The 24,400-nt window shown below is 59.4% G+C and carries 26 protein-coding genes; 15 read left to right on the top strand and 11 right to left on the bottom strand.

The features are described 5' to 3' along the window. Positions 1–66: 66 nt before the first annotated feature. The 5 genes from EB230_RS31490 to EB230_RS31510 form a co-directional block, all read right to left on the bottom strand. Complete coding sequence (locus EB230_RS31490) at positions 67–606, bottom strand: nuclear transport factor 2 family protein (RefSeq protein WP_172374805.1); 540 nt, start codon at positions 604–606, stop codon at positions 67–69. 212 nt (positions 607–818) lie between these two features. Next, the gene (locus EB230_RS31495; RefSeq protein WP_172374807.1) at positions 819–1,064 is read right to left on the bottom strand and encodes a ferredoxin; all 246 of its coding nucleotides are present in this window, start codon (positions 1,062–1,064) and stop codon (positions 819–821) included. Positions 1,065–1,106: 42 nt separating this feature from the next. After that, positions 1,107–2,324 carry a cytochrome P450 gene (locus tag EB230_RS31500; RefSeq protein ID WP_143976883.1) on the bottom strand — a complete coding sequence of 406 codons (1,218 nt, stop codon included), beginning with the start codon at positions 2,322–2,324 and terminating at the stop codon, positions 1,107–1,109. Between the two features lie 17 nt (positions 2,325–2,341). Beyond that, entirely contained in the window at positions 2,342–2,527 is a 186-nt protein-coding gene (locus EB230_RS31505; protein WP_172374809.1) for a hypothetical protein, read from the bottom strand. A gap of 1,143 nt (positions 2,528–3,670) precedes the next feature. Next, entirely contained in the window at positions 3,671–3,832 is a 162-nt protein-coding gene (locus EB230_RS31510; protein WP_170136873.1) for a hypothetical protein, read from the bottom strand. On the opposite strand from EB230_RS31510, the gene EB230_RS31515 reads away from it, so the two are divergent. Together EB230_RS31515 and rpoN are read left to right on the top strand one after the other, a co-directional pair. Further along, positions 3,822–4,370, top strand: coding sequence for a peroxiredoxin (locus EB230_RS31515; protein ID WP_172374811.1), 549 nt, complete (start codon positions 3,822–3,824; stop codon positions 4,368–4,370). The two genes, EB230_RS31510 and EB230_RS31515, sit on opposite strands and share 11 nt — an antisense overlap. 74 nt (positions 4,371–4,444) lie before the next feature. After that, the gene (gene rpoN, locus EB230_RS31520; RefSeq protein WP_109671364.1) at positions 4,445–5,899 is read left to right on the top strand and encodes an RNA polymerase factor sigma-54; all 1,455 of its coding nucleotides are present in this window, start codon (positions 4,445–4,447) and stop codon (positions 5,897–5,899) included. On the opposite strand, the gene EB230_RS31525 is transcribed toward rpoN, so the two are convergent. The 4 genes from EB230_RS31525 to EB230_RS31540 all read right to left on the bottom strand — a co-directional run bounded on the left by EB230_RS31525 (position 5,896) and on the right by EB230_RS31540 (position 9,580). Then, complete coding sequence (locus EB230_RS31525; protein ID WP_109671363.1) at positions 5,896–6,543, bottom strand: nitrogen fixation protein NifQ; 648 nt, start codon at positions 6,541–6,543, stop codon at positions 5,896–5,898. The genes rpoN and EB230_RS31525 overlap by 4 nt on opposite strands. Continuing rightward, the gene (fdxB, locus tag EB230_RS31530; protein WP_109671362.1) at positions 6,540–6,857 is read right to left on the bottom strand and encodes a ferredoxin III, nif-specific; all 318 of its coding nucleotides are present in this window, start codon (positions 6,855–6,857) and stop codon (positions 6,540–6,542) included. Before fdxB ends, EB230_RS31525 begins: the two co-directional genes overlap by 4 nt. Further along, positions 6,854–7,057, bottom strand: a complete 204-nt coding sequence (locus EB230_RS31535; RefSeq protein ID WP_109671407.1) for a CCE_0567 family metalloprotein — start codon at positions 7,055–7,057, stop codon at positions 6,854–6,856. Before EB230_RS31535 ends, fdxB begins: the two co-directional genes overlap by 4 nt. A 627-nt stretch (positions 7,058–7,684) precedes the next feature. Continuing rightward, a complete protein-coding gene (locus tag EB230_RS31540) occupies positions 7,685–9,580 on the bottom strand; it encodes an ABC transporter ATP-binding protein (protein ID WP_246738997.1) in 1,896 nt (631 codons plus the stop codon). Positions 9,581–9,614: 34 nt separating this feature from the next. Here EB230_RS31540 and EB230_RS31545 point away from each other — a divergent pair, with 34 nt between their 5' ends. From EB230_RS31545 to EB230_RS31605, 13 genes are all read left to right on the top strand, one after another. Continuing rightward, on the top strand, positions 9,615–9,770 hold the full coding sequence (locus EB230_RS31545; protein WP_172374815.1) for a hypothetical protein: 156 nt from the start codon (positions 9,615–9,617) through the stop codon (positions 9,768–9,770). 523 nt (positions 9,771–10,293) lie between these two features. Then, a complete protein-coding gene (nifS, locus tag EB230_RS31550; RefSeq protein WP_172374817.1) occupies positions 10,294–11,550 on the top strand; it encodes a cysteine desulfurase NifS in 1,257 nt (418 codons plus the stop codon). Further along, the gene (gene nifW, locus EB230_RS31555) at positions 11,531–11,914 is read left to right on the top strand and encodes a nitrogenase stabilizing/protective protein NifW (RefSeq protein WP_172374819.1); all 384 of its coding nucleotides are present in this window, start codon (positions 11,531–11,533) and stop codon (positions 11,912–11,914) included. The genes nifS and nifW overlap by 20 nt, the downstream gene beginning before the upstream one ends. Before the next feature lie 184 nt (positions 11,915–12,098). Next, a complete protein-coding gene (locus tag EB230_RS31560) occupies positions 12,099–12,950 on the top strand; it encodes an electron transfer flavoprotein subunit beta/FixA family protein (RefSeq protein WP_172374821.1) in 852 nt (283 codons plus the stop codon). A gap of 20 nt (positions 12,951–12,970) precedes the next feature. Then, entirely contained in the window at positions 12,971–14,077 is a 1,107-nt protein-coding gene (locus EB230_RS31565) for an electron transfer flavoprotein subunit alpha/FixB family protein (protein WP_107652871.1), read from the top strand. 11 nt (positions 14,078–14,088) lie between these two features. Next, complete coding sequence (locus EB230_RS31570; protein WP_172374823.1) at positions 14,089–15,396, top strand: FAD-dependent oxidoreductase; 1,308 nt, start codon at positions 14,089–14,091, stop codon at positions 15,394–15,396. Between the two features lie 12 nt (positions 15,397–15,408). After that, the gene (locus EB230_RS31575) at positions 15,409–15,708 is read left to right on the top strand and encodes a ferredoxin family protein (RefSeq protein ID WP_109671357.1); all 300 of its coding nucleotides are present in this window, start codon (positions 15,409–15,411) and stop codon (positions 15,706–15,708) included. A 158-nt stretch (positions 15,709–15,866) separates the two neighbouring features. Continuing rightward, entirely contained in the window at positions 15,867–17,627 is a 1,761-nt protein-coding gene (gene nifA / locus EB230_RS31580) for a nif-specific transcriptional activator NifA (RefSeq protein ID WP_172374825.1), read from the top strand. Positions 17,628–17,876: 249 nt separating this feature from the next. Then, entirely contained in the window at positions 17,877–19,358 is a 1,482-nt protein-coding gene (gene nifB / locus EB230_RS31585) for a nitrogenase cofactor biosynthesis protein NifB (RefSeq protein WP_172374835.1), read from the top strand. 32 nt (positions 19,359–19,390) lie between these two features. Continuing rightward, the gene (locus EB230_RS31590; protein ID WP_027056561.1) at positions 19,391–19,585 is read left to right on the top strand and encodes a 4Fe-4S dicluster domain-containing protein; all 195 of its coding nucleotides are present in this window, start codon (positions 19,391–19,393) and stop codon (positions 19,583–19,585) included. Between the two features lie 90 nt (positions 19,586–19,675). After that, positions 19,676–20,002: a nitrogen fixation protein NifZ gene (locus tag EB230_RS31595; protein ID WP_143976583.1), complete on the top strand. Its 327-nt coding sequence runs from the start codon at positions 19,676–19,678 to the stop codon at positions 20,000–20,002. Next, positions 19,999–20,211, top strand: coding sequence for a putative nitrogen fixation protein NifT (nifT, locus tag EB230_RS31600; protein WP_097574884.1), 213 nt, complete (start codon positions 19,999–20,001; stop codon positions 20,209–20,211). The genes EB230_RS31595 and nifT overlap by 4 nt, the downstream gene beginning before the upstream one ends. A 41-nt stretch (positions 20,212–20,252) precedes the next feature. After that, entirely contained in the window at positions 20,253–21,161 is a 909-nt protein-coding gene (locus tag EB230_RS31605) for an SIR2 family protein (protein WP_109671353.1), read from the top strand. A 1,040-nt stretch (positions 21,162–22,201) separates the two neighbouring features. Here EB230_RS31605 and EB230_RS31610 read toward each other — a convergent pair. Further along, a complete protein-coding gene (locus EB230_RS31610) occupies positions 22,202–23,155 on the bottom strand; it encodes a GDP-L-fucose synthase (RefSeq protein WP_172374837.1) in 954 nt (317 codons plus the stop codon). Positions 23,156–23,242: 87 nt separating this feature from the next. Then, complete coding sequence (gene gmd / locus EB230_RS31615) at positions 23,243–24,343, bottom strand: GDP-mannose 4,6-dehydratase (RefSeq protein WP_172374839.1); 1,101 nt, start codon at positions 24,341–24,343, stop codon at positions 23,243–23,245. Between the last annotated feature and the right edge of the window lie 57 nt (positions 24,344–24,400).

Genomic DNA, 24,400 nt, shown 5'->3' on the forward strand with positions numbered 1-24,400 from the left:
CGCTCCCGCGATGCGGCTCTCCAGTTGGGGCCCTTGGAAAGCATTGTGGTGACATGCATTGCATTTTCATTTTGATGACGAGCTGCGGCGCTTCCTGAGCGCGTAAACCGGGTCATTGGGATGCGCTGCTCCGATCGGTTGCCGTAAGCCGAACCGTTCTGCCTCGGGGACCGCTGGTGGGGTTTGCTCTTCGAACCAATCGTAAACGACGGTCCGTTCGGCAATGCGCCACGCCCCTTCCCTCTTCTGAAACAGGTCGCAGTAACGGCCGCAGAGAAGCACCTGACGTGCTTCTCCGTCGGTGTCTGGTCCGCGTTGCAGCGCGGTGAAATAGCTTTCAACCACGGCCTCCGCCGGGTCGATGAATTCGATCAATACGTTCGTGACCTGGTGGATTAAGCGCGGTCCGGTCTTTAAGAGACCAAACGCAAACTCAAAGAAGCCCTCGGCTGAGCCACAATAGGCACCGTGATTGTCATGCGCATCGGGCCAATACGCACTGCGCAGCGCAGCCTCATCCGCGCGGTCTATGCCGCGGCAGTACCGATAAAGGCAGTCGCGGATCGCCTCGCGGTCGCGCAGTTCGGTGATTTTTGCCTGGCCCATCGCTCTGTCGCAAATTTTGAGATTGGAAGAGGCGCTTCGTGCCTCTAGGTGCGTGTAAGGACGAACCGATCGGCAACTGAAGAAGCCAGAACGGAGACGAACTTCACGCGTCGCGTGCGTGTCATTGAGGTCTCGATGCCGGAGAGGAGATAAGCAGGGAAGCGGCCGGACATCTTGCCTTGCGGTATGGGGCCACGTCTCGTCGATTCCACCTAAGCTTCCCCAGCTCTTGGTTGCATGTCGGCTGGTTCGAACCGCGCGGCCGATGTGCGATCGATTTCCAGCGCACTTTCGGGGCAGGATCGCACGGCCCCTGACGCGAGCAGTTCGTCCTCTTGCGCGACATTGATGTCGCCAGGCAGGACGTAGCCCTCATCATCAAGCTTGAAGATGTTCGGAGCTTGCGCCCAGCATCGTGCGTGACCCTGGCATTTGGCTTTGTGGACGACGATGTGCATGGCGCTCCTCCATTGTCTGTGCCGTGGCTTAAGGCTGCTTGGTCAGGACCAGTCGACAATCAGATTTTCGATCCCAAACACATGACCGCCATAGGCGATGGGCGCTGTACCCTCCTTGATCCGGAAGGCCGGGAGGCGCGCCAACCATTCCTCCAGGCCAATAACAATCTCTCGCCGGGCAAGGTGTGAGCCAAGGCAGCGGTGGGGACCATAGCCAAAGGCGGCGTGGCGGTTGTCCTCGCGCATGAGATCGATCGTGTCGGGACATTCGAATTCCGCCGGATCGCGATTGGCAATCATCGTGGCGCAGGAAACATAGTCCCCCTTACGGATCGGCGCGCCTTCGAAGTCGATATCTTTTCTTGCCACCCTGATAATCTGCACGGTCGGATAGGCACGCAGCAATTCTTCGGCTGCGAGCACGATTCGGTTCGGTTCGCTCCGCAGCAGTTCCTGTTCTTTGGGATGACGCGCGAGAAAGGCCAGGTCAAAGCCAATCGCTGCAGCGACCGTGTCGAGTCCCGCGACGAACACCAGCACGCCGATGCCACGGACTTCCTCGTCGGTCAGCCGCCGGCCCTCGACCTGTGCCTGCACGATGAAGGTCATGAAATCGTCGACCGGTTCCTCGCGGCGCATGGCCGCGAGCTCGTCGATGAACGCCAGGATCGTCCGAGCCGCCGCCGGTCTTTTGACATCGTCGCCGTGGAGCAGGTCGTTCGCCCAGCCGACAAATGTATGGAGTCGGTGATCGGGTAGCCCAAGAAGGCGAAGGAAGATGCTGACCGCAAAAGGAAAGGCAAAATCCTGCATGACGTCGCAGCTCGTGCCCGATGCGGCAATGCTGTCGATCAGGGCTATCGCTCGCTCACGGACAGCCGGTTCGAGTGCCGTCACCCGCTTGGGCGAGAGCAGCGGATTGAGTAGCGATCGAAAGACGCCATGGGCCGGTGGATCGAGTTCAAGCGGGATCATCGGCCAGTTCTCGCCAAGCGCGGAGGCGAAAATGCTTCGATGGCTGGAGAAGCTATCAGCGTCTTGCAGCACCCTGCGCTGGTCTGTGGCGCGAGTGATGACCCAGGTGCCTCGGCCATCGCGCGTGTTAAAGGGGGAATAAAAGATCGGTGGCCCGGCATGAACGCAAGCAGTGGCGGCCTGCGGGTCCCCGTCGGGCGTCGGCAGCATGCCAGGCGACGTGAACAGGCTGAAGTCCCCCACCATTTCGGGCGGGACATGATCCGGAACCGGGTTGAGCGCCATTGGATTTATTCTGCCGTCTAAAAACTAACCAGGCCGCGCGGCATTGCATCTTGGCCATCCGGCAACTTGTAACCCTCTTGGCCAGACCGCTGCCTGCCCGCCAAAGAGCCGACGAGCGAAATCGTCGGAGGCGCGGCGATTTCCAGCTTCGAACGGCGAACCGGAATGAAGCTCTTGCTCCAAAGCGGTTCGGGGTCGGTCATCTCTTCAAGGATTTCCGCAGCGCGGCACGCGAAAGGCCGGTTGGCCGCCGACGTGCTCGCCGGTCTCCTCGAGCGCCGGCGAGAGAACAGGGGCAAGCACATGCTGGTCGAACCGTATCTCCAGGTCGATCGGTGGCCATTGGCCGGTGCCGGGCGATTGTGACGGTGACGCCAGTCACGCCGGTCGCTATTGCATTCCACGGGCAATGCCCGTTTCGGATAGAATCTGAACTGATGCTGGCCTGACACGTTGTCTTCCTTCATTGCATTGAGCGCGATATCACTGACGAATGGACGCCGGTCGGTATCTCCTGCCGTCTCACAAGACAGCTTCAAAAGTCGTGCCAATGGCGCGGAAAGGAGCCCTGCAGGAGATTTTCTACACATCATTCAACAGCTTGAACGAATGCGCAGCCGCAAAACTGGCGGAGCAGAGCCCGTGTCCCGGACCTGACAAACCCGACAGCAAAGTCGCGGCAGCTTCAAAATGCTCCGAGAGCACAAGGCGGCCTTCCCGTCACTTCGGGACCGTGCCCGCCCCACGCAAGCGCAGTTCAGGAAGATGGGCATGGCCAGCTTGCTAATGGACGTGCTGGCTTCTTGTACCCATTGCCGATTTAGAAGCTGTCTCGCGAGCGTCGATAGGGCGAGGCGTAGGCCCTTCAGCCGTCTCAATCCTGAGAACGGAGGCCATAGGGACCTCGTCAGGTTAACCCCGATCGACTCCTGTCCCTCGTTCCGAGTTTGAGCCCCAGATTTTCGCTTCGAATACGGGCCACCTGTTCTCCGCGCCGGCGATCTGGCGACCCTCCGGTCCGACTTCCGACATTTTTGTCCAGCTTCGGACAAAGAGGGTCGCGGCTTGATACCCATAAAGGGGATCCCCTCCGCCCAGAGCCCACGATCAGGTGATTATAGGCGCGCTCGCTCTCGGCGAAGGCACGGTCCTGGCCGCTCAAGGCAATGAGTGTCGCTGCAAAAACAGTGTGAACCCGAGCCTGAAAATCAAATGGCATGGCGCTTGCGTTGTACCCGGCAGAACCCATCACAAGGTGGCCAGGAGTAAGACCATTGCTGACATCGCGACGCCCCGTACAAGCGCGTACCGTTCTCGTTGCCGCCGCAAATCGAGAGCTCTTTTCTTCAGACGCCCGTGCTTGCGAGCGGTTTTGCCATGGCTGATCCAAGGCCGACACAAAACGCGCGGCGCTCGGCCGAATTGCCGGCCGAGGTCGATGCCGTGTCAGTTTCAACCGAAAAAGCAGCGCAACAGTTTTCCTCCAGGAGCACATTGATGACGGTCAAAAAAAAGGTTCCTTTCGTCACCTTTCGCACGCGTGTTCGCGATGATTCCATCGAGGGGCCAAACCCGTACCGCTGGGAAGACAGGACATCCGACGACTATTTCAGCGGCAAGCGCATCATCCTGTTCTCGCTGCCCGGTGCCTTCACCCCGACCTGCTCGACCTTGCAGTTGCCCGATTTCGAAATGCTCTACGACGAGTTCGTGAAGGAGGGAATTGACGCAATCTACTGCGTTTCCGTCAACGATGCGTTCGTCATGAATGCCTGGGGCAAGGCGCTGGGGCTGCAGAAAGTCCAGCTCATTCCAGACGGCTCGGGCGAGTTCACCCGCAAGATGGGCATGCTGGTTGCGAAGGACAATCTCGGCTTCGGCATGCGCTCCTGGCGCTACGCTGCCGTGATCAACAATGGCGTGGTGGAGCAGTGCTTCGAGGAGAACGGTTTCTGCGACAACTGCGAGGCCGACCCCTATGGCGTATCGTCGCCGCAGAACGTCCTTGAAACGCTGAGAGCCGCCAAAGCCGTGACGGCTGCATGATCTAGACGAGTCAACGTCTCGAAAATCCCCTTGCACAAGGCGAAGGGTCGCTCGGTAGGAGTTTCACGCTAACCATGGAGTCCTCAGCAAGCCTGCTTCAGCGTCAGAAGCAATCGTTGGTTTTGACGCCGCAAATGATGGAATCCATTCGCCTGTTGCAACTGGCGCATCCCGAACTGCATCAGTTCGTCGAGCAGGAAATCGAGAAGAACCCCTTTCTGGAACGGGCATCAAACCGGGCGCCGAAGGACATTCCGTCGATTTCGGCCGGGAACCCGCGCATCGGGCCGACCACGGGCGGAATATCGGATCGGGCCTCGCAGTGGAAATCAATCCGCGGCAAAAACAATGTCCAACCGGGGGGAAACCATGCGTTCGAAGATACCTGGACGTCCATCGAAACATTGCACGACCATGTCGCTCGTCAGATCGCTCTCAGCGCATTCGCGCCGCTGGAGCGGCGAATAGCTGGCGAGCTTGCCGGTCATCTGGAAGACACCGGATACCTTCCGGTGAACCTTTCGGAATTGGCCCGCAGCTTGAATGTCCGGGAGGCTGTTGTGGAACGGGTTCTCGGAACCTTGCAGCAGTTCGATCCACCGGGTATTTTTGCGCGAACTCTCAGCGAATGCCTTGAGATACAATTGCGGCAGCTAGACAGGTTCGACCCGGCAATGGCAGCGCTGGTCGCCAATCTTGAAGCGCTGGCGCGACGCGATTTTCAAACATTGAAGCGCCATTGCGGTGTCGATGAAGACGACCTTCTCGACATGTTGCACGAAATCCGCGCGCTCGATCCCAAGCCTGGAAACCGATTCCAATCCGGAGGGCCTGAATCGATCATTCCCGACGTCTTGGTCCAGCCCTCTCCCGGAGGTGGGTGGCAAATCGAACTCAATCCAGACACGCTGCCCAGGCTGCTGATGAACCAAAACTATTTTGCCCAGGTCTCCCGCCTAAGCGCCCAAAATTCGAAAGACCAGTCATTTCTCAACGAATGCCTCCAAAACGCGAACTGGCTAATCCGCAGCCTTGATCAGCGCGCCAAGACGATCCTCAAGGTAGCGGCTGAAATCATCCGCCAGCAGGACGCCTTTTTTGAACATGGGGTCGCCCACCTGCGGCCTCTCAATCTCAGGACTGTCGCGGATGCGATCAACGTGCACCAGTCGACGGTAAGCCGGGTGACGTCGAACAAGTATATGCTGACCCCGCGCGGCGTGTTCGAACTGAAGTATTTTTTCACTGTCGCGATCGGCTCCTCGGAAGGCGGCGACGCGTACTCCGCCGAAGCTGTGCGCCATCAAATCAAGGCGATGGTTGCCGTGGAATCGCCCGACGAAGTGCTTTCCGACGACGACATCGCCACCCGGCTCAAGGAAACCGGGATCGACATTGCTCGCCGCACCGTTGCGAAATATCGTGAGGCGCTGAACATCCCGTCCTCCGCGCGACGTCGCCGGGAAAAGCGCGTGCGTCTTCGATGCCAATCAAGCCCGGGCGGCGGCGGCGACGAAAGCGGCTCTTAAGCGAGCCCGTTCTTGATCCGTGCCAAGTGGCTTTCGCCTTCCTCCGGGCCAAAACAGCTTTCGAAATCGCCGCATTCCTGACAACTGGGCGCGGTGCATAGCGAAAAGCCTTCAGCCTCGCAGAGCTTACGATAGAAATACTTCTTCCATTTCATGTTTTTGGTGTTGCCGGCCGCCAGCGCCGGGAAATGCCTGGCCATCAAGCGGCTGAGTTCGGCCCGATTGAAAAGGCCAAGGTCCTGCCACAGATGGTCATTGCGCAAACTGCGCCTGGCGATGATCTTGGCGAAGAGGGTGCTCGCCGGATCGCCTGGCCTGGCATGCCCAATAAGCAAGCCGCGCAGAAGCCCTTCCTCCATATCCGGCTCGGGATCGGTCAGTTTTTCCAGCGCGAAGGCGTTGACGGGAACAGCCGGGAAATAGCGTGTCATGACACCTCGCAGGTCGGCACGCGAAAGGCCGGTTGCTTCGGTCGCGGTCGCCTTGCCGGCCTCGACCTCCTCGAACGCGAGGTAGAAAACACAGGCAAGCACATGCCGGTCGAACGCCGCCGCCTGGTCTGTCGGCGGCCATTGGCTGGTGAGAAAACAGCCACGGTGATGGGCGAATGTGGCGCCGTTCTGCTGGTCTTGTCCCCAGCTCATGCAGCAAGCTTGTCGGCCGCAAGGTGGGTCTGGCAGTTCTTCGGGCAGACGCGGCCGCAGGCGCCGCAGCCGATGCAGCGGCCGGCATGGTCGACGATCATGACCATGCGGTTGAGCTCGCCGTCGAAGTCGTCGTCCTCGCCCGCGCAGATGCCGAGGATTTCGCCTGCGTCATCGACGCCATGAAGGTGCATGACCTCGCGCGAGCAGACCTTGAAGCAGCGGCCGCAGCCGATGCAGGTCGCGCCATCGATCGCCGTCAGATAGTGCGGCGTCCAGGGAGCGCCGTCGCGGGTGACGAAAGCGCCCGTCATTGTGAATTCTCCAACGCTGCGAGTTCTTGCTTTGCCGCATCCAACTCGGAAAAAACCTCGAAGGCTTTCCAGGCGACCGCCTTGATCTCGGTCCAGTTGACCGGAAGGTCCTCGGCAAGGTCGTGCAATTCCATCTTGGCGGCTCCCGCGCGCGACTGCAGCTTGCGGACCTTCTTCTGCAATAGCGCAAGGTCTGACATGATCCCCTTCCTCGCAAGCCGGTCGTTACGCCCGCGCCATGTCGGGACGCGCTTCGATGGCCACGACCGCATCGCCGGCGTGCCGGCCTCGGCGGGTTTCCGGAACGTCTCGAAGCCGAACCGGTCATGCCGATGGTAGGCGAGACGCTGCGGCCAGCTTATGCAATCCCGCGCGGCGAGACGCAGGTCCGTATCCTTCGAGCTCGGCTTAAGAGCGGTTGAGCGCAGACGACAATCAGGATCTTGTTCCCGACGTCGACGCGGGCGGTGAGCGCATATTGTGAGGGTGTCGATTTTGGCGACGCCCCTATGCCAGAGAATGCGGATCTCGCGTGGACCCGGCGCGTTGCTTTCCTTGGCTCCATTGATCGCATCAACCAGGATCTAAATGATCGCGCGGCGGCTGCCGCCTCAGGAGGAAGCCTCAAGCGCCGTGCCGGGAACGCAGGACGCAGCTCATAAAAAATTGTCTTCATCCCATTCATTGGTTTGCTCAAGAGCGCGGCAGGAAGACAGGCCGGCACCAGGCGTGTCGTGGATTGGACAAGCCCGACGACAGGTTGCGGCCGCCCGTTCAGGAACGGCCCGACAGGATTGCTGGGGAGGCAAGCTGAATTCACGCCGCGTTCAACCGTGTTGCACATTGGTCTCATCCCACCCCTTTGTCAGTTCCAAGGCCTGCCGCTCGAACAGGCGGCGGTAGATGCCGTCGCGACGGATCAGCGCGTCATGGTCGCCCTGCTCGGTGATGCAACCACGGTCGAAGACAAGCAGCCGGTCGAGTTCGCGCACCGTCGAGAGCCGGTGCGCAATGACGAGCGTGGTGCGCCCGACCATGAGCCGCTCCATCGCTTTCTGGATCAGCACCTCCGATTCCGAGTCGAGGCTCGATGTCGCCTCGTCCAGAATGAGGATCGGGGCATCGGCGAGGAAGGCGCGCGCTATCGCCACACGCTGGCGCTCGCCGCCTGAAAGCTTCACGCCGCGTTCGCCGACCAGCGTACTGTAGCCGTTCGGCAGGCGCGCAATGAAGTCATGCGCGCTGGCGAGCCGCGCCGCCTGCTCGATGTCGGACCGAGAAGCACCCGGCCGCCCATAGGCTATGTTCTCGGCCAGCGAGCGGTGGAACAGAAGGGGCTCCTGCTGTACGATCGCGATCTGCGAGCGCAGCGAACCCTGCGTCACCCGCGAAATGTCCTGCCCATCGATCAAGATTCGTCCAGCATCCAGGTCGTAAAGCCGCTGGATGAGCTTGACGAAGGTGGTCTTGCCGGAGCCAGAGGGGCCGACCAGACCGACCCGCGCGCCGGCCTCAATCGAAATCGACAAGTCGCTGTAGAAGGGCGACCAATGGCTGCCGTAGTGGAAATGGACGCTCTCAAAATCGATGTGACCCTTCGTGATCCGGATCGGCTTGGCGCCCGGAACATCGGCCACGTCGGGCGGCTGGCTGTAGGTTTGGACCAGTTCCTCCATCTCATTTACAGAGCGCTGGATGTTGCGCACGTGTATGGAAACATCACGCAAGTAGCCATATAGGACGGTGAAAGACCCGAGCACCAAGGCGATGTCACCTGGGGTAGCCTGGCCGCGCGACCACAAAAATAAGGCATAGCCGATCAAAGCCGCTCTCAGCGCAAGAAGCATGATCCCCTGGAATGCAGCACTGACCGTCCCGCGCACCCAGGTCCGGAGGGTGCGGTGCCGCCACTTGGAGATGACTTTCGCGAGGCGATGATCTTCCCGCACCTCGGCGCCGAAGCCTTTGACCACCGCGTTACAGCTGATCGCGTCCGCAAGCGAGCCGCCAAGCCTCGTATCCCAGTTGTTGGCGAGGTTTGCGGCTGGCGCCACATAGCCGAGCGACAGGATAATGATCAGCGCCACATAGCCAACCGAGCCGCAAGCGATGATCAGCCCCATCATCGGCCAATACCAGCCGAGCAGAACGCTCGACCCCACGAGCATGATGAGCGACGGGAACAAGGCAAGAAGGATCGTGTCGTTAAGGAGGCAGAACGCCCACATGCCGCGCGTGATCTTGCGCACCGTAGAGCCGGCGAAGGTTTTCGCATGCCAATCGGTCGAAAAGCGCTGGACGCGATGGAACGCGTCGCTGGCGATGTCCGACATCATCTTCAGAATGAAGTCATTGACGGCAATGAAGGCGATGTTGCGCATGACGACGGCGCCAAGTGCGAGCGCGATCAACATTGAAAAGGCCGCAAGAGCCGCATCCCACACGATGGCGTCGGCTGCCGCTGCTTGGGCGACCGCGTTTACGAGCCGTCCGGAATAGAGCGGCGTCAGAACGTCAAGGAGCGTTGCCACCAGCACCGCGATCATAATGATCGCGAGGCGGACCGGCTGCTTGCTCCAGTGGCGCATGGTGAAGGCGAAAACGTCGCGAAAGGCGGCGCCGCGTAGATCGATGTGAAAACGCCGCGTGGCTTTGTACGAGCGCAGCAGGCCGCTCGGTCTCAAGAAACCCGAAATGGAAGGTCTGCGTGAGGACGAAAACATCGCGCGGAATGCGGGTGGCTGATCTGGACCTGACATGTTGCTTTCTTTCCTTCGTTCCATCGATCGCGATGTCACCCGCGAGATGAATATCGGCCGCGGGCACGCGCTGCCCTACGAGGAGAGAACCGCAAAAGCCGCGCCAAAGGCTCGGAAAGAAGCTCAGAAGAATTTTCTGCATATTCTACAATGACAAACGAGATCTCAGCAGGGCAACGGGGCGTAACAGTGCCGTGTCGCGCACTCGACAAACCCGACAGGACGCCTCGGTCGCGCGGGCGTCCTTGGCGAACGGCCCGACAGGATTGCTCCTCACGCGAAGCGGAATTCACGCCCGATTCAACGGCGTTCCGCGTTGAACAATTCCCGCCGATGTCGGAAATGCGACATAGCAGTGTTAGAGCCATCATGTTGTTTTGAAATGATTCCCTTCTTTGGCACGGTCCATGCGTAGCTCTTCGCGAACGTGTCCGGCCTGAAGGAGAGACAGTCCATGATCCAGCGCACCGAAAACGCCGTGGCCTAAAGACCGCGCTTGCCGGGGGCCGAGCCGGCGCAACGCTGGCGCACCAAGGTCGAGGCGGGGTACCGCGCCGGCGCCAAGAAGCGCGCAGGCCGAATGTGGCCGCGGCAACTCCTTCGGCTAACCATCATCATCATCATGACAGACCGGGCGTGCGCCTTGCGTGATTGCGCTCAGGAGAAGGATCACATCCATGAGACCTGTTTATCTGGACAACAACGCAACGACACGGGTCGATCCTGAAGTCGTTCAAGCAATGCTGCCGTTTTTTACCGACCAATTCGGCAACCCTTCGTCGAGCCACGATTTTGGCGCTTCCGCCCGGGCGGCGGTGAGAAAGACGCGCCTGCAGGTGCAAACGCTGATCGGGGCGGAGTTCGACGACGAGATCACCTTCACCTCGGGCGGGACGGAAGGCGACAACGCAGCGATCCTTTCGGCGCTCGAGGTGATGCCTGAGCGCACAGAGATCGTGACTTCCGCAGTCGAGCATTCGGCCGTGCTGACGCTTTGCGCCCACCTTGAGAAGGCGCGCGGCATCAAGGTGCATAGGATCCCGGTGGATCGCCACGGCCGGCTCGACCTCGACACCTATAAGGCCGCCCTCACCCCGCGCGTGGCGATCGTCTCGATCATGTCGGCGAACAACGAGACCGGAACGATCTTCCCGGTGGTCGAGCTTGCTGAGTTGGCCAAGGAAGTCGGCGCCCTTTTCCATACCGACGCGGTGCAAGCGGTCGGCAAGCTTGCGATCGACTTGAAATCGACGGCAATCGATATGCTGTCTCTCTCCGGTCACAAATTACACGGACCGAAAGGGGTCGGCGCACTTTACGTAAAGCGCGGCGTGCGCTTCTGTCCGCTGATCAAGGGAGGAGGCCAGGAGGGCAACCGCCGCGCCGGCACGGAGAACACGCCAGGCATCGTCGGTCTCGGCGTGGCAGCCGATCTTGCCTTGAAATTCATGGACGACGCGAACACACGGGTAAAGGCGTTGCGCGACCGCCTGGAGAAGGAACTTCTCCAGCGCATCCCACACGCCTTCGTGGCCGGCGATTTGCTAAAGCGGTTGCCGAACACCGCAAACATCGCCTTTGGACATATCGAAGGTGAGGGCATACTGCATTTCCTCAATCGCGAGGGCATCGCCTGCTCCTCCGGCTCTGCTTGCGCCTGCGGCTCGCTGGAGCCGAGCCACGTCTTGGTGGCGATGAATATCCCCAATAGCGCGGCACACGGCGCAATCCGTTTCTCCTTTTCGCGCAACAACGGCGAGGAGGACGTCGACCGGGTGCTCGAGGTCATGCCCGGGATCGTGAAGAAGCTGCGTGAGCTTTCCCCATCTGCCAGCCAGGCGAGAGGACTTCAATCAACTCCAGGCCTGGGCGACAAGGCAAACCCGACCACCGTTTCCGGCCCAGGAGAAAGCAATGCGCAGTTGTTTCGCTGAAAGCCGTGCCATCGATGTCACCGACATCCTCGCCCGGCTGAAGAGCCTGTCGGCTGCGGAGGAGTTCTTCGCAGTCCTTGGCATCACTTATGATCCGAAGGTGCTCAATGTCTCACGGCTGCATATCCTGAAGCGCATGGGCCAATACCTCGCTGAAGAGGATTTCGCCGGTCTTCCCGATGGGGTGATCGCCGCGCGGGCGCGTGCGACGTTGGAACGCGCCTATGAGGATTTCGCGACATCCTCGCCACTCACCCACCGGGTCTTCAAGGTGCTCAAAGAGCACGATCCCGACAAACCGGCCACTCGGGACCACGCCTTTGTCCCGTTCGAGTCGATCCTGAGGCGGTTCGGGACAGAATGAACGCGACACTAGTGCGACGCGACAAGGTCGAAAAGCCGACAAACCCGGTCATCACGACGGCACCTTCGGAACAAACCAACCCCATGTCAAAGGGAACAGAGCAACGCAAAACGGTTGGCACGAATGATGCTGCGAAGGAGATGAACGCCAGGGCCGCTTGCGGATTGGAGCCGAGAAAGACGCAATGCACATTGTAATCTGTATCAAGCAGGTGCCGGACTCCGCGCAGATACGTGTCCACCTGGTGACGAACACGATCATGCGCCAGGGTGTGCCGACCATCATCAACCCTTACGACCTGTTCGCCCTCGAAGAGGCACTGAGATTGCGCGACGCCCATGGCGGCGAGGTCACCGTGCTTACGATGGGTCCGCCGATGGCAGAAGATGCGCTGCGAAAGGCGCTCACCTATGGCGCCGACCGCGCGGTACTCTTGACCGACCGCTGTTTTGCCGGCTCCGACACGCTGGCGACGTCCTTCGCGCTTTCTCGCGCAATCGTGAGAATTGGTGAGACCTTTGGCGCGCCGGACATCGTCTTCGCCGGCAAGCAGACGATTGATGGCGATACCGCCCAGGTCGGGCCCGGTATCGCCAAACGCCTCGGCCTCCTGCAGTTCACCTATGTGGCGAAGATCGGCTCTATCGATGTCGATGCGCGCGAGATCACCGTCAAGCGCCGTTCGGAAGGCGGTACGCAGATGCTGAAAAGCAGGCTGCCTTGCCTCGTCACAATGCTGGAAGGCACCAACGAAATCCGCAGGGGCTCGCTCGACGACGCCATGCGCGCCGCGCGCAGCCAGATCGTGAAATGGAGCGCGGCCGAAGCTGGCATTGAGGACCTCAACAAATGCGGCCTGCGCGGCTCGCCGACGGTCGTCAAGCGCGTTTTCGCCCCTACCACGCGGGCGGAAAAGGCGACGCAGATCGACATGACCGATAAGACGCAGCACGACCTCGCTGACGAACTGATCGCCGCAATCTTCACCCGCCAGCCAGCGCTGGAACACGAACTCGCCTTCGACGGCGGCCAGTGACGGGACGGCAAGGAGAGACGATGTCGAACGCGAACCGTGAAGCCCCTCCTTCCGCCGGCCGTGCCGGCATCAAGAGGGAATTGCCTGAGCACTTTAGGGACTATCGGCACGTCTGGGTTTTCATCGAACTGGAACGCGGCGAGGTCCATCCCGTGTCCTTCGAACTGCTTGGCGAAGGCCGCAAGCTCGCCGACAAGCTAGGCATCCAGCTTGCGGGGATCGTGCTCGGACCGCCGGGCGAGGCCACGCAGCATGCCGTTGCCGAGGCCTTTGCTTACGGCGCCGACCTTGTCTACCTGGTCGAGGCACCGCTGCTTGCCGACTATCGCAACGAGCCTTTCACCAAGGCGATGACGGATCTGGTCAATACCCACAAACCGGAGATCCTGCTTCTCGGTGCGACCACGCTCGGCAGGGATCTCGCTGGCTCAGTAGCGACGACCTTGCTGACAGGGCTCACTGCCGACTGTACCGAACTCGATGTAGATGTCGACGGTTCGCTCGCCGCGACCCGTCCGACTTTCGGCGGTTCCTTGCTATGCACGATCTATACGCTCAACTACCGGCCGCAGATGGCCACCGTACGACCGAGGGTTATGGCCATGCCACCGCGGACGGATAAGCCGGTCGGGCGTGTCATCCGGCACAAGCTGTCAATGACCGAGGAAGAGATCATCACCAAAGTCCTTGGCTTCAACCTCGATCGCCAATCGGCAAAGGCAAATCTCGCCTACGCCGACATCGTGGTTGCCGGAGGCCTCGGTCTCGGCTCAGCGGAGAATTTGCAGCTTGTGAAGAATCTAGCGCGGGCAATCGGCGCCGAATATGGCTGTTCGCGCCCGCTGGTCCAGAAGGGCTGGATGCCGGCCGATCGGCAGGTTGGCCAAACGGGCAAGACCATCCGGCCAAAGCTCTACATAGCGGCTGGGATTTCCGGCGCCATTCAGCATCGGGTTGGCGTGGAGGGGGCTGATTTGATCGTAGCCATCAACACCGACCCGAACGCCCCGATCTTCGACTTTGCCCACCTCGGCATCGTCACCGATGCAATCCGTTTCCTTCCGGCATTGACGGAAGCTTTCACCCGGCGGCTGTCGCCGCACAGCCACGACAAGCTTGCGAGCTAAGGGAGAGGGCCATGATCGAGGAAGAATTCGACGCCATCGTCGTCGGGGCCGGTATGTCCGGAAACGCGGCCGCCTACACCATGGCAAGCCAGGGCCTGACGGTGCTGCAGTTGGAGCGCGGCGAGTATCCGGGCTCCAAGAATGTCCAAGGCGCCATCATGTACGCCGACATGTTGGAGCAAATCATTCCGGATTTCCGGGATGATGCGCCTCTCGAGCGGCATCTGGTCGAGCAGCGATTCTGGGTGATGGACGACACCTCCCACACCGGGATGCAGTATCGATCGGACGATTTCAACGAGGCGAAGCCCAATCGCTACACGATCATCCGCGCCCAATTCGACAAGTGGTTTTCGCGCAAGGTGCGCCAGGCCGGCGCGACGGTGCTGTGCGAGACGACGGTGACCGAACTTGTCCGCAGTGCCAGCGGCAAGGTGATCGGCGTGCGCACCGACCGGGCTGGCGGGCCGATCTACGCGGACGTCGTCGTGCTCGCAGAAGGTGTCAACGGACTGCTCGGTACACGGGCCGGCCTGCGCAAGATGCCGAAGCCGGAAAGCGTGGCGCTCGCTGTCAAGGAAATGCATTTCCTACCCGATGAGGTCATTGAGCAGCGGTTCGGCCTCCAGGGCGACGAAGGCTGCGTGATCGAAGCGGCGGGCACGATTTCCCGCAGCATGGCCGGACTGGCCTTCCTCTACACCAACAAGGAGTCGATCTCTCTCGGCATCGGCTGCCTCGTCTCCGATTTCGCCCAGACAATGGAGAGCCCTTACGTCCTCCTCGACAACTTCAAAAACCATGCTTCGATCCGGCCGCTGATCGCGGGCTCGGAAGTCAAGGAGTATTCCGCGCATCTCATTCCCGAAGGTGGCTACAAGGCAATTCCGCAGCTCTTCGGCGACGGTTGGGTGGCGGTCGGTGATGCCGCCCAACTGAACAACGCTATCCACCGCGAGGGTTCGAACCTCGCCATGACTTCCGGCCGCATCGCGGGCGAGGCAATCATTGAGATCAAGGGCCGCAACCAGCCGATGATCAGGAGGAACCTCGCCCTCTACAAGACCATGCTGGACAAGTCCTTCGTAGTCAAAGACCTGATGAAATATAAGGACATGCCGGCCCTGATACACACCAATTCCCGCAATTTCTTCATGACTTACCCGCAGTTGATGTCGCAGGCCGCGCAGAACTTCATGCGGGTCGACGGCACCCCGAAAATCGAGAAGGAAAAGGCGACCACTGCTGCCTTCATCAAGGCGCGTTCGCGCTGGGGGCTGATCAGCGATGTGGTCCGCCTGGCACTCGCGTGGCGCTGAAGGAGAAACAGGATGACGATGGCCGTGACGAAGTTACGTGTCGAGGAGAAGCTTTATCAGAACCGCTATCTGGTCGATCCGGGCCGCCCGCATATCAAAGTGCGACCGCACGAGAGGCCGAGCGCGAACCTGCTCGCGCTGACACACATCTGCCCGGCCAAGTGCTATGAGTTGAACGACAAGGGACAGGTGGAGACGACTTCCGACGGCTGCATGGAATGCGGCACCTGTCGCGTGCTGTGCGAGACCAGCGGTGAGATCGTATGGAATTACCCGCGCGGCGGCTTTGGCGTTCTCTTCAAGTTTGGATAACTGCCGCAAAGAGCGAGAAACGAGAGGCTCGCAATTGCGGACAAGACCGCCAATATTGTTCACAATTGCCCGAAAAGCTGAAAATACTATGTTTCTGGAACTCGAAATACAAAAAAGGGCTTGGGAGGAGCACCTTGGACAACCCTTGAGGTGTTTGCATGGCTCACATGCTTCCAGATCAGGTCGGTGAAATTGTATCTCGGAACACCCCGCCTGAACCTGCGGTCGAAGCGGCGCGCAATGCGGACAGCTTGCTCAGGGGAATCTACGAGATATCGAAGATTCTGACTGCCCCGACCCGGCTGAAGATCACGCTTGCCAATGTCGCGAATATCCTCTCCTCGTTTGTGCAAATGCGTCATGGCGCAATCGTCGTCCTGGACGCTGAAGGAGAGCCGCAGATTAGCGCAACTACCGGCGGCGCTGTACCTCAGTCAGCCATCGGCAGTGTCATACCCCAGGCCGTAATTGACAAAATCGTCGCTACTGGAGTGCCGATCGTCATACAAGACACAAGCACGTCGGAGCTGTTTCAGGCTGATCCTCAATCGACCAGCGGCACGATCGCAACTGCGTTTATCGGTGTCCCGCTAAAGGCTGAGGAAAAGATCTTCGGGACGCTGTCGATCGACCGGGTCAGGAACGGTACCACCGAGTTCCGTTACGAGGAGGACTTACGTTTCCTGGCCATGGTCGCCAATCTGGTCGGCCGGACCATTCGCCTGCATCGCACTTTGAGCACAGCTGGTCAGCGACTTATCGAGAAGCAATCGAGATCAGAGCAGTCGCTCGACGAGGACAGGACCCATCCGGCCCGACATCCGCATGTCAAGGTCGACGGAATCATCGGAGAAAGTCCCGCACTCAAGCAAGTGCTGGAGATCGTCTCGGTCGTGGCCAGGACCAATTCCACCGTGCTTCTGCGAGGCGAAAGCGGTACCGGCAAGGAGTTCTTTGCACAGGCCATCCATAGGCTTTCACATCGGAGGGAGAAATCCTTCGTCAAATTGAACTGCGCCGCACTGCCCGAAAGCGTCTTGGAATCGGAGCTCTTTGGCCACGAGAAGGGCGCCTTCACCGGAGCTATCCTGCAGCGCGCCGGCCGGTTCGAATTGGCGAATGGCGGAACCCTGCTGCTTGATGAAATCGGCGAGATTTCGCCTGCCTTTCAAGCCAAGCTATTGCGCGTCTTGCAGGAAGGAGAACTGGAGCGAGTGGGCGGCACCAGGACCCTAAAAGTTGACGTGCGGCTCATATGCGCCACCAACAAGGACCTCGAGACGGCTGTCCGGAATGGAGAGTTCAGGGCCGACCTTTATTACCGCATCAATGTGGTGCCAATAGTCCTGCCTCCCCTCAGAGAGCGGCCGGGCGATATTCCACGCCTTGCCAAAGCTCTCCTCGATAGATTCAACAAGGAGAACCATCGCGATCTTGCCTTCACGCCGTCGGCGCTTGACCTGATCTCGCAATGCTATTTCCCTGGCAACGTGCGTGAGTTGGAGAATTGTGTGCGACGGACGGCCACACTTGCGCGTTCAATGACAATAACTGCGTCGGATTTCGCCTGCCAGAACAGCCAGTGCCTGTCTTCGCTTCTGTGGAAAGGAGTCGGCCGTTCGCACGGCGCCTATGCCGTCGACGAGTTCGCACGTGGCAATATGATGCCGGTTGGATCGCCGCTGCCTGCCATGCGAGTCGGCCCCTCCCAGAATGAGGCATCGCCCGGCGAGACCTGCGACCCCAACCATCCAGCTTGCCCAGCAATGAACCAGCGTCTGACGGAACGCGACCGACTGATCGATGCGATGGAGAAAGCCGGCTGGGTTCAGGCCAAGGCGGCTCGTTTCCTCGGTCTCACGCCGCGGCAGGTCGGCTATGCTCTGCGCCGGCATCATATCGAAGTGAAGAAGTTCTAACGCCATTGATGACACCACATTTGGGAGCGCGGTTGCTCCCCGCACTGGGCGTAACTGAGACAAGACGGTACCTTTCGCGTTGGTTTTGACCGTTGTCGGCGACCTGACAAAACCGTGTCGCAGGAAACGGACACAATTGGACACAAAAGGCCGACGTAAAGCCAGCATGACGGATAAAGACCGCTTTTCGAGTTGGCATATCTCTTGCGCTCTGAAGTGCGATGTTCACACCACGCACGGAGCCGTTCGATGTCCGCACCGATGATTTCGCTACAGAGCCTTTCCGGCACGACAGTCTTCGATCAGTTGCCGGCGGGAGCGAAATCCGGTGCCTGCGCATCTTCATCCTGCAGCTCCTCCGCAAAGCCGCACGAGATGGACTCGGCTGTCTGGGAGAAGATCAAGGATCATCCCTGCTTTTCAGAGGAAGCGCACCACTATTTCGCGCGCATGCATGTGGCGGTCGCCCCAGCCTGCAATATTCAATGCAACTACTGCAATCGCAAATATGACTGCGCCAACGAAAGCCGACCTGGGGTGGTTTCGGAAAGGCTGACGCCCGACCAGGCGCTGCGCAAGGTGATCGGGGTTGCCAACGAAGTGCCGCAGCTTTCCGTGCTTGGCATCGCCGGACCGGGCGATGCTTGTTACGACTGGAAGAACACAAAGGCGACATTCGAACGGGTCGCCAAGGAAATCGCCGACATCAAGCTGTGCATCTCAACCAACGGGCTCGCGCTGCCAGACCGCGTCGCCGAGCTTGCCGAAATGAATGTCGATCACGTGACGATCACCATCAACATGGTCGACCCGCGGATCGGTGCCAAGATCTATCCGTGGATCTTCTATGACAACCGCCGTTATACCGGCGTTGAGGCAGCCACGATCCTGCACGAACGACAGATGTCGGGGCTGGAGATGCTGACGGCGCGCGGCATCCTCACCAAGATCAATTCGGTGATGATCCCCGGCGTAAACGATGAGCACCTGATCGAGGTGAATAAATGGGTCAAGGAGCGCGGCGCGTTCCTGCACAATGTCATGCCGCTGATTTCCGACCCGGCACACGGTACGCATTACGGCCTGAGCGGGCAGCGCGGCCCCAAGGCAATGGAGCTGAAGGCGCTTCAGGATCGTCTCGAAGGCGGCGCCAAGTTGATGCGCCACTGCCGGCAGTGCCGGGCCGATGCTGTCGGCCTGCTCGGCGAGGATCGTGGCCAGGAATTCACGCTCGACCGGCTTCCCGACAAGGTCACGTACGACGCCAGCAAGCGCGAGACATATCGGGCAGTGGTCGCGCGCGAGCGGGGCGACCGCATGGCGGCCAAGAGCGAGGCGCTCGGGATGGTCAAGACCGCGGGCTCCGGCAAATCGCTTCTGGTCGCGGTGGCGACCAAGGGTGGCGGCCGCATCAACGAACATTTCGGCCATGCGAAGGAATTCCAGGTTTATGAGGCCTCGCCGAAAGGGATCAGCTTCGTCGGTCATCGCAAGGTCGAGCAGTATTGCCTCGGCGGCCGGGCCGAGGACAAGAGCCTCGACGGCGTCATCTCTACGCTCGAAGGCGTAGACATCGTGCTGTGCGCGAGAATTGGAAATTGCCCCGAGGATCGTCTCAAGGAAGGTGGGATCCGAGCAACGGATGCCTACGGGTATGACTACATCGAGACCGCCATCGGCGCGCTTTACGCCGCCGAGTTTGGGAGTGAGCCACTGGCTGCGACGGCCTGAGCCGCCTCATTCTAACCGAACTGGAGTTGAAAATGGCCTTTAAGATCATCGCTTCCCAATGCACCCAGTGCGGTGCCTGTGAGTTTGAATGCCCTTCGGGCGCGATCAAGTTCAAGGGCGAGACCTACGTGATCGATCCGATAAAGTGCACCGAATGCGAGGGGACCTTCGAAACGCAGCAATGCGCCTCGGTATGTCCGGTGTCGAAGACTTGCGTCCCCGCCTGACCTCCATTTCGGCTACCGACACGGTCGAGGCGCCTCCGCAGGACCATTGACCTCCTGTTGGAAAGCTGCAGCCGAGAGAAAGGAACGGCCATGAGCCTCGGACGCGAACAGGACATCGAAATCCGTACACCGCCGCGATTCATGCCGGGTGAGCGGGTCCGCGCCACACGCCACATAAAAAATGACGGCACCTATCCGGGCAAGGAGATCGGTGAAAATCTGGTGCGCAAAGGCGACGAGGGCTATGTGCGCGACATCGGCACCTTTCTCCAGCAGTTCTACATCTATGCGGTCGAATGGGTCGATCGCGGCACCGTCGTCGGCATGCGTGCGCGTGAACTTATGAGCCTTGAGACGGCTGGGATTCGTTGCAGTGCCGAAATCGGTGCTGGGTTTGACGAAGGAACGGCCCGATGAGGGTAATGATCCGCAGGACCGGTGCTGGCTTGTCGGCCTATATTCCCAAAAAGGATCTCGAAGAGCCGATCATCAAGGTCGACAACGAACACTTATGGGGTGGGGCCGTGACGCTGAAGAACGGCTGGCGCTTAGTCCTGCCCGACCTTCCGCGGGATACGCCTTTGCCGATTACCGTCGAAGCAAGGAAGATTTCCGACGAGGACTGACCTTCGGGTTTACACAAAGAGAGCGGCAAAGGGATACGAGCATGAACACAATGACCTCGGGCCATCTCGTCGTCATTCGGGACAGTTTTGCCGAAAGGCAGCTTGACCTTTTGAAGAAAGGGCTCGCGGCCGATCAGGTCATTCCCTATCTCGGCCCGGGTCTGCTTGAGATCCGCTCCGCGGGACCGCCCGTACCCCATACCCCCGAAGCCGTTGCCGCAGCGCTCAACAAGCGCGCGCCAGCCCCTTCGAAGATTCGCACCAACATGTGGTCGGTAGCGCAGTATATCGAACAGCGCCGGCACCGCCGGACGCTTCAAGTTTGGATGGCCGAAATATTCGCGGCCCCGGTGGTGCCGACCATCTTACATGCCTGGCTTGCAACTCTGCCGCTCTCCGTGATCGTCGACAGCTGGTACGACGGTGCCATGCGCGCGGCCCTAATACAGACCCGCCGAACGGACGTCGTCGAAATACAGGGCGTAACACGGGCGCACGAGATCGGTGACATTTGGACAAAAGCCTACGATTTGTCCGGGACGTTACTCGAATCCGCACCAGCGGCGAAGACGGTTCTCTACGCCCCTCACGGCGGTGCCAGGCCGGCCGCAAACTTCCTCGTCGCAGATTCCGACTACGTTGAAGTGCTGAGCGAAATCGACATCCAGACGCCGATCCCTGACCTGGTGAAGGAACGGCGAGCCAGCCGTGGTCTTTTCTTCCTCGGCTGCCGCTTCAATGATCAGATGCTGCGCACCTATGCCCGACAGATCATGAAGCGCTCCCATGGCCCACATTTTGCGGCAATCGATACAGCACAGCTGACCAAGAACGAGCGTCGCTTCCTTGCAGAAAGGGCAATCACGGTCATTGACATGCCGACGGGTCAAGCCGCGGCCCGTCTCGTCGGACTGGGCGAGACATTGCATTCCAAACGGGGAATCGTTTGAGCCATTCCCAGACGCCTCCACATTGCCGAAAAGGTAAAACGGGCAATTGACTTCCGGGTTTTTCAACAACTCCGAGAGGCGCTCTGAAAAGCTACGACGGTTATTGCATTCGAGGCTGCAGCGGATATGGCATTCGATGCTGCGGATGAACACAGCGGCGACGGGCTCGAACCAGCCGAGCAGACCATAGTCTGGCGCCATGGTTGTCGCGGCGACCGGTCGCAGCTGATCGGCTTCACTTGGCCGTAAAGCAGTGGCACGGCATGATGATCAGGGCCGGTTGGGGTCGATGCCAATCGAGCTAAGGCCAAGCGTGCTCACCGCATAGGCGGTCACCTGCCACTGCCATCCCAGAGCGTCAGGATGATCGCGTTGCGCGACAGCTTGGCGCGCTGCACACGCGAGCGATTGGTTCAGGGCAGCCCGCTTCGCCATCAACGAGACCCGCTGCTGCATGAGTTGTAAACGCCCGCACCACGGGCGCCGCGAATCCGCGCTTGTGGCGCCATGACCTTGAGGCGAGTGAGTCCGGCGCTAACAACGCAGACTGAACCAATCCGATCAGCCCGGCCCATGCCGGAGAGCACGGCGACCAATGCCGCCAGCTACACCACGCAGCGGGACAACGGCTAAGCGCTAGTTGAAAAGCATACGTCGACGTCCGCCATTTCCGCATGCACCGCCTTGGATAAGGCCTGCCCCGAGGCATGATGCGGGCCTGGTTGGCTTTCGTGTCGATGCCGGCTTCGTAGGCAGCGGCTCCCGCGAGGTCGAGCAGTTCCAACTGGCGGCTTGAGGACGGCGCTCACGCACAGCCGTTCCAGGTGCGGCCGGTTATGCGGCCTTCCCCCTTCCCATTGGCTTGGGCAAGCTTCTGGGTGATCCTCTGCGTCGCCGGTCGCAGAGAGGTCGGGTCTGCAACGTTAGCACAGGCCAATATTGCGGCCGCCTCGGTATGTATGCGTCCCTCTCTTCTGTTTGGCCTGACTGAACAAGCTTGCACCCGGTCGGACATGCAGTCCAACCAGGATGCGCCCATATCAAGCCCCATGAATGCGAAGAAAATCCTCATACGTCGCTTGCAACCCGGCACCAAGAGACGTTTTGGCTTTCCAGCCAAGGTTACGCAAGCGCGTTACGTCCAGTAACTTGCGCGGAGTACCGTCTGGCTTCGTCGTGTCGAATACCAATTTGCCCTCCCAGCAGACCGCCGCCTTGACGAGTTCCGCCACCTCGCGAATTGTGACGTCCTCGCCAACGCCAACATTAATCAGGGGCGCAGTGTCAGGGGCTGTCAAGGCGTCAAAATCCGAATCTGGCAGGCCAAGCAGGAACGCAATGGCATCGCCTAGATCCGACGAATACATAAACTCTCGTCGAGGCTTTCCGGATCCCCAAATCTCCACCGAGGTGTCGCCGTTTATTTTAGCTTGATGAAAACGGCGTATCAGGGCAGGCAGAACGTGGGAATTTTCGGGGTGATAATTATCGCCGGGACCATATAAGTTGGTCGGCATCAATGCGAGATAGCGTGTCTGGTACTGCCGGTTGAAAGACCAGCATGATTCGACTCCTGCGATTTTTGCCAAAGCGTAGGGACGATTCGTCGCTTCAAGCGGACCGGTTAGAAGGTATTCCTCCCGTATCGGCTGCGGACAGTCGCGTGGATAGATACACGAGGAGCCAAGAAAAATCATCCGTTCGACGCCGGACGCGTAAGCGGCATCAAAAACACTGAGTTGAATCGCTAAGTTGTTATGAAGGAAATCGACAGGGGAGCTAGCGTTCGCCAGTATACCACCAACCTTTGCGGCGCACATAACGACGTAATCAGGCCGCCGCGACATGAAGAACTTGCGCGTCTCGCTCCGGTCAAATAGATCCAGTTCGTCGTGAGTACGTGTTATTATCTCATAGGATCCTAATGCCTCGATGGCTCTCATTGTGGCGGATCCGACAAGGCCGCGATGGCCTGCCACATAGACTTTCTTCATCTTTTTGTTTTCCTTTGATAACGCTCTGGGCGTTCCTTAAGACGGCCACCATAGCACTGACAACAACCCAGCATGGCTCCGCCGTTGTCAGCATAACTCTCGTGGACTGTGTGAATAATAACCCTGCTTCATCAGCACTGCCTCACGCTCTGCCATGCTCAAATCTTCCCGAACCATCTCCCTAACCAATTCGATGAAGGAGATTTTGGGCTGCCACCCAAGTTTTTCTTTGGCCTTGCGGGCATCGCCGAGAAGTGTCTCGACTTCTGCAGGACGAAAATAACGGGGATCTACTTTTACGATCAGAGCTCCCGTCTTTGCATCGTACCCCTCTTCGTCGACCCCTTCCCCCATCCAACGAACATCGATGCCGAGTTCAGCGGCCGCGACGGTGACGAATTCGCGCACCGAATGTTGCTCACCGCTAGCGATCACAAAGTCTTCAGGTTGCTCCTGCTGCAACATCAACCACTGCATCTGGACGTAGTCTCGAGCGTGCCCCCAATCGCGACGCGCATTAAGGTTTCCTAAGAATAGAGTGCGCTGCATTCCAAGCTTAATCCGAGTCAAGGCGCGTGTGATTTTGCGCGTTACAAATGTTTCTCCGCGCGCAGGTGACTCATGATTAAATAAAATGCCGTTACATGCATAAAGATTGTAAGATTCTCGATAATTTACGGTGATCCAGTGAGCATACAATTTGGCAACAGCGTAGGGTGATCGGGGGTAGAACGGTGTCGTCTCGGTCTGTGGCGTTTCCCGCACCAGCCCGTAGAGCTCAGACGTCGAGGCTTGGTAGTAGCGCGTATGCTTGACGAGCCCCAGGATCCGAATTGCCTCGAGAATACGCAGCGCACCCAAGGCATCGGAGTTTGCGGTGTATTCTGGTTCTTCAAAGGAGACTGCAACGTGGCTCTGAGCTGCCAAATTGTAAATTTCGTCTGGCTGAACCAGTTGGATGACGCGCGTAAGGCTGGACGAGTCTGTCAAGTCCCCGTGGTGAAGTGTAAGATCAACGCCACCTTCATGAGGGTCATGATAGAGATGGTCTATACGGCCCGTATTAAAAAGAGACGATCGTCTCTTTATCCCATGCACAGAATAGCCCTTTTCTAAAAGCAATTCTGCGAGGTAGGAACCGTCTTGCCCGGTGACTCCGGTGATTAAAGCGACTTTTCTCTTTGACAAGCTTGAATCCTTTTGATTTTGACGCGCCCATGAAAATGCTCGCCTGCGGCGGGATTG

It is taken from the genome of Mesorhizobium sp. NZP2234 (assembly GCF_013170765.1).
GTDB lineage: Bacteria > Pseudomonadota > Alphaproteobacteria > Rhizobiales > Rhizobiaceae > Mesorhizobium > Mesorhizobium loti_D.

Bases quoted from the DNA above. Each gene is read 5' to 3' on its own strand.
- EB230_RS31490 (WP_172374805.1), bottom strand. From the start codon at position 606: ATGGGCCAGGCAAAAATCACCGAACTGCGCGACCGCGAGGCGATCCGC.
- EB230_RS31495 (WP_172374807.1), bottom strand. From the start codon at position 1,064: ATGCACATCGTCGTCCACAAAGCCAAATGCCAGGGTCACGCACGATGC.
- EB230_RS31500 (WP_143976883.1), bottom strand. From the start codon at position 2,324: ATGGCGCTCAACCCGGTTCCGGATCATGTCCCGCCCGAAATGGTGGGG.
- EB230_RS31505 (WP_172374809.1), bottom strand. From the start codon at position 2,527: ATGACCGACCCCGAACCGCTTTGGAGCAAGAGCTTCATTCCGGTTCGC.
- EB230_RS31515 (WP_172374811.1), top strand. From the start codon at position 3,822: ATGACGGTCAAAAAAAAGGTTCCTTTCGTCACCTTTCGCACGCGTGTT.
- rpoN (WP_109671364.1), top strand. From the start codon at position 4,445: ATGGAGTCCTCAGCAAGCCTGCTTCAGCGTCAGAAGCAATCGTTGGTT.
- EB230_RS31525 (WP_109671363.1), bottom strand. From the start codon at position 6,543: ATGAGCTGGGGACAAGACCAGCAGAACGGCGCCACATTCGCCCATCAC.
- fdxB (WP_109671362.1), bottom strand. From the start codon at position 6,857: ATGACGGGCGCTTTCGTCACCCGCGACGGCGCTCCCTGGACGCCGCAC.
- EB230_RS31535 (WP_109671407.1), bottom strand. From the start codon at position 7,057: ATGTCAGACCTTGCGCTATTGCAGAAGAAGGTCCGCAAGCTGCAGTCG.
- EB230_RS31540 (WP_246738997.1), bottom strand. From the start codon at position 9,580: ATGTTTTCGTCCTCACGCAGACCTTCCATTTCGGGTTTCTTGAGACCG.
- EB230_RS31545 (WP_172374815.1), top strand. From the start codon at position 9,615: ATGTTGCTTTCTTTCCTTCGTTCCATCGATCGCGATGTCACCCGCGAG.
- nifS (WP_172374817.1), top strand. From the start codon at position 10,294: ATGAGACCTGTTTATCTGGACAACAACGCAACGACACGGGTCGATCCT.
- nifW (WP_172374819.1), top strand. From the start codon at position 11,531: ATGCGCAGTTGTTTCGCTGAAAGCCGTGCCATCGATGTCACCGACATC.
- EB230_RS31560 (WP_172374821.1), top strand. From the start codon at position 12,099: ATGCACATTGTAATCTGTATCAAGCAGGTGCCGGACTCCGCGCAGATA.
- EB230_RS31565 (WP_107652871.1), top strand. From the start codon at position 12,971: ATGTCGAACGCGAACCGTGAAGCCCCTCCTTCCGCCGGCCGTGCCGGC.
- EB230_RS31570 (WP_172374823.1), top strand. From the start codon at position 14,089: ATGATCGAGGAAGAATTCGACGCCATCGTCGTCGGGGCCGGTATGTCC.
- EB230_RS31575 (WP_109671357.1), top strand. From the start codon at position 15,409: ATGACGATGGCCGTGACGAAGTTACGTGTCGAGGAGAAGCTTTATCAG.
- nifA (WP_172374825.1), top strand. From the start codon at position 15,867: ATGGCTCACATGCTTCCAGATCAGGTCGGTGAAATTGTATCTCGGAAC.
- nifB (WP_172374835.1), top strand. From the start codon at position 17,877: ATGTCCGCACCGATGATTTCGCTACAGAGCCTTTCCGGCACGACAGTC.
- EB230_RS31590 (WP_027056561.1), top strand. From the start codon at position 19,391: ATGGCCTTTAAGATCATCGCTTCCCAATGCACCCAGTGCGGTGCCTGT.
- EB230_RS31595 (WP_143976583.1), top strand. From the start codon at position 19,676: ATGAGCCTCGGACGCGAACAGGACATCGAAATCCGTACACCGCCGCGA.
- nifT (WP_097574884.1), top strand. From the start codon at position 19,999: ATGAGGGTAATGATCCGCAGGACCGGTGCTGGCTTGTCGGCCTATATT.
- EB230_RS31605 (WP_109671353.1), top strand. From the start codon at position 20,253: ATGAACACAATGACCTCGGGCCATCTCGTCGTCATTCGGGACAGTTTT.
- EB230_RS31610 (WP_172374837.1), bottom strand. From the start codon at position 23,155: ATGAAGAAAGTCTATGTGGCAGGCCATCGCGGCCTTGTCGGATCCGCC.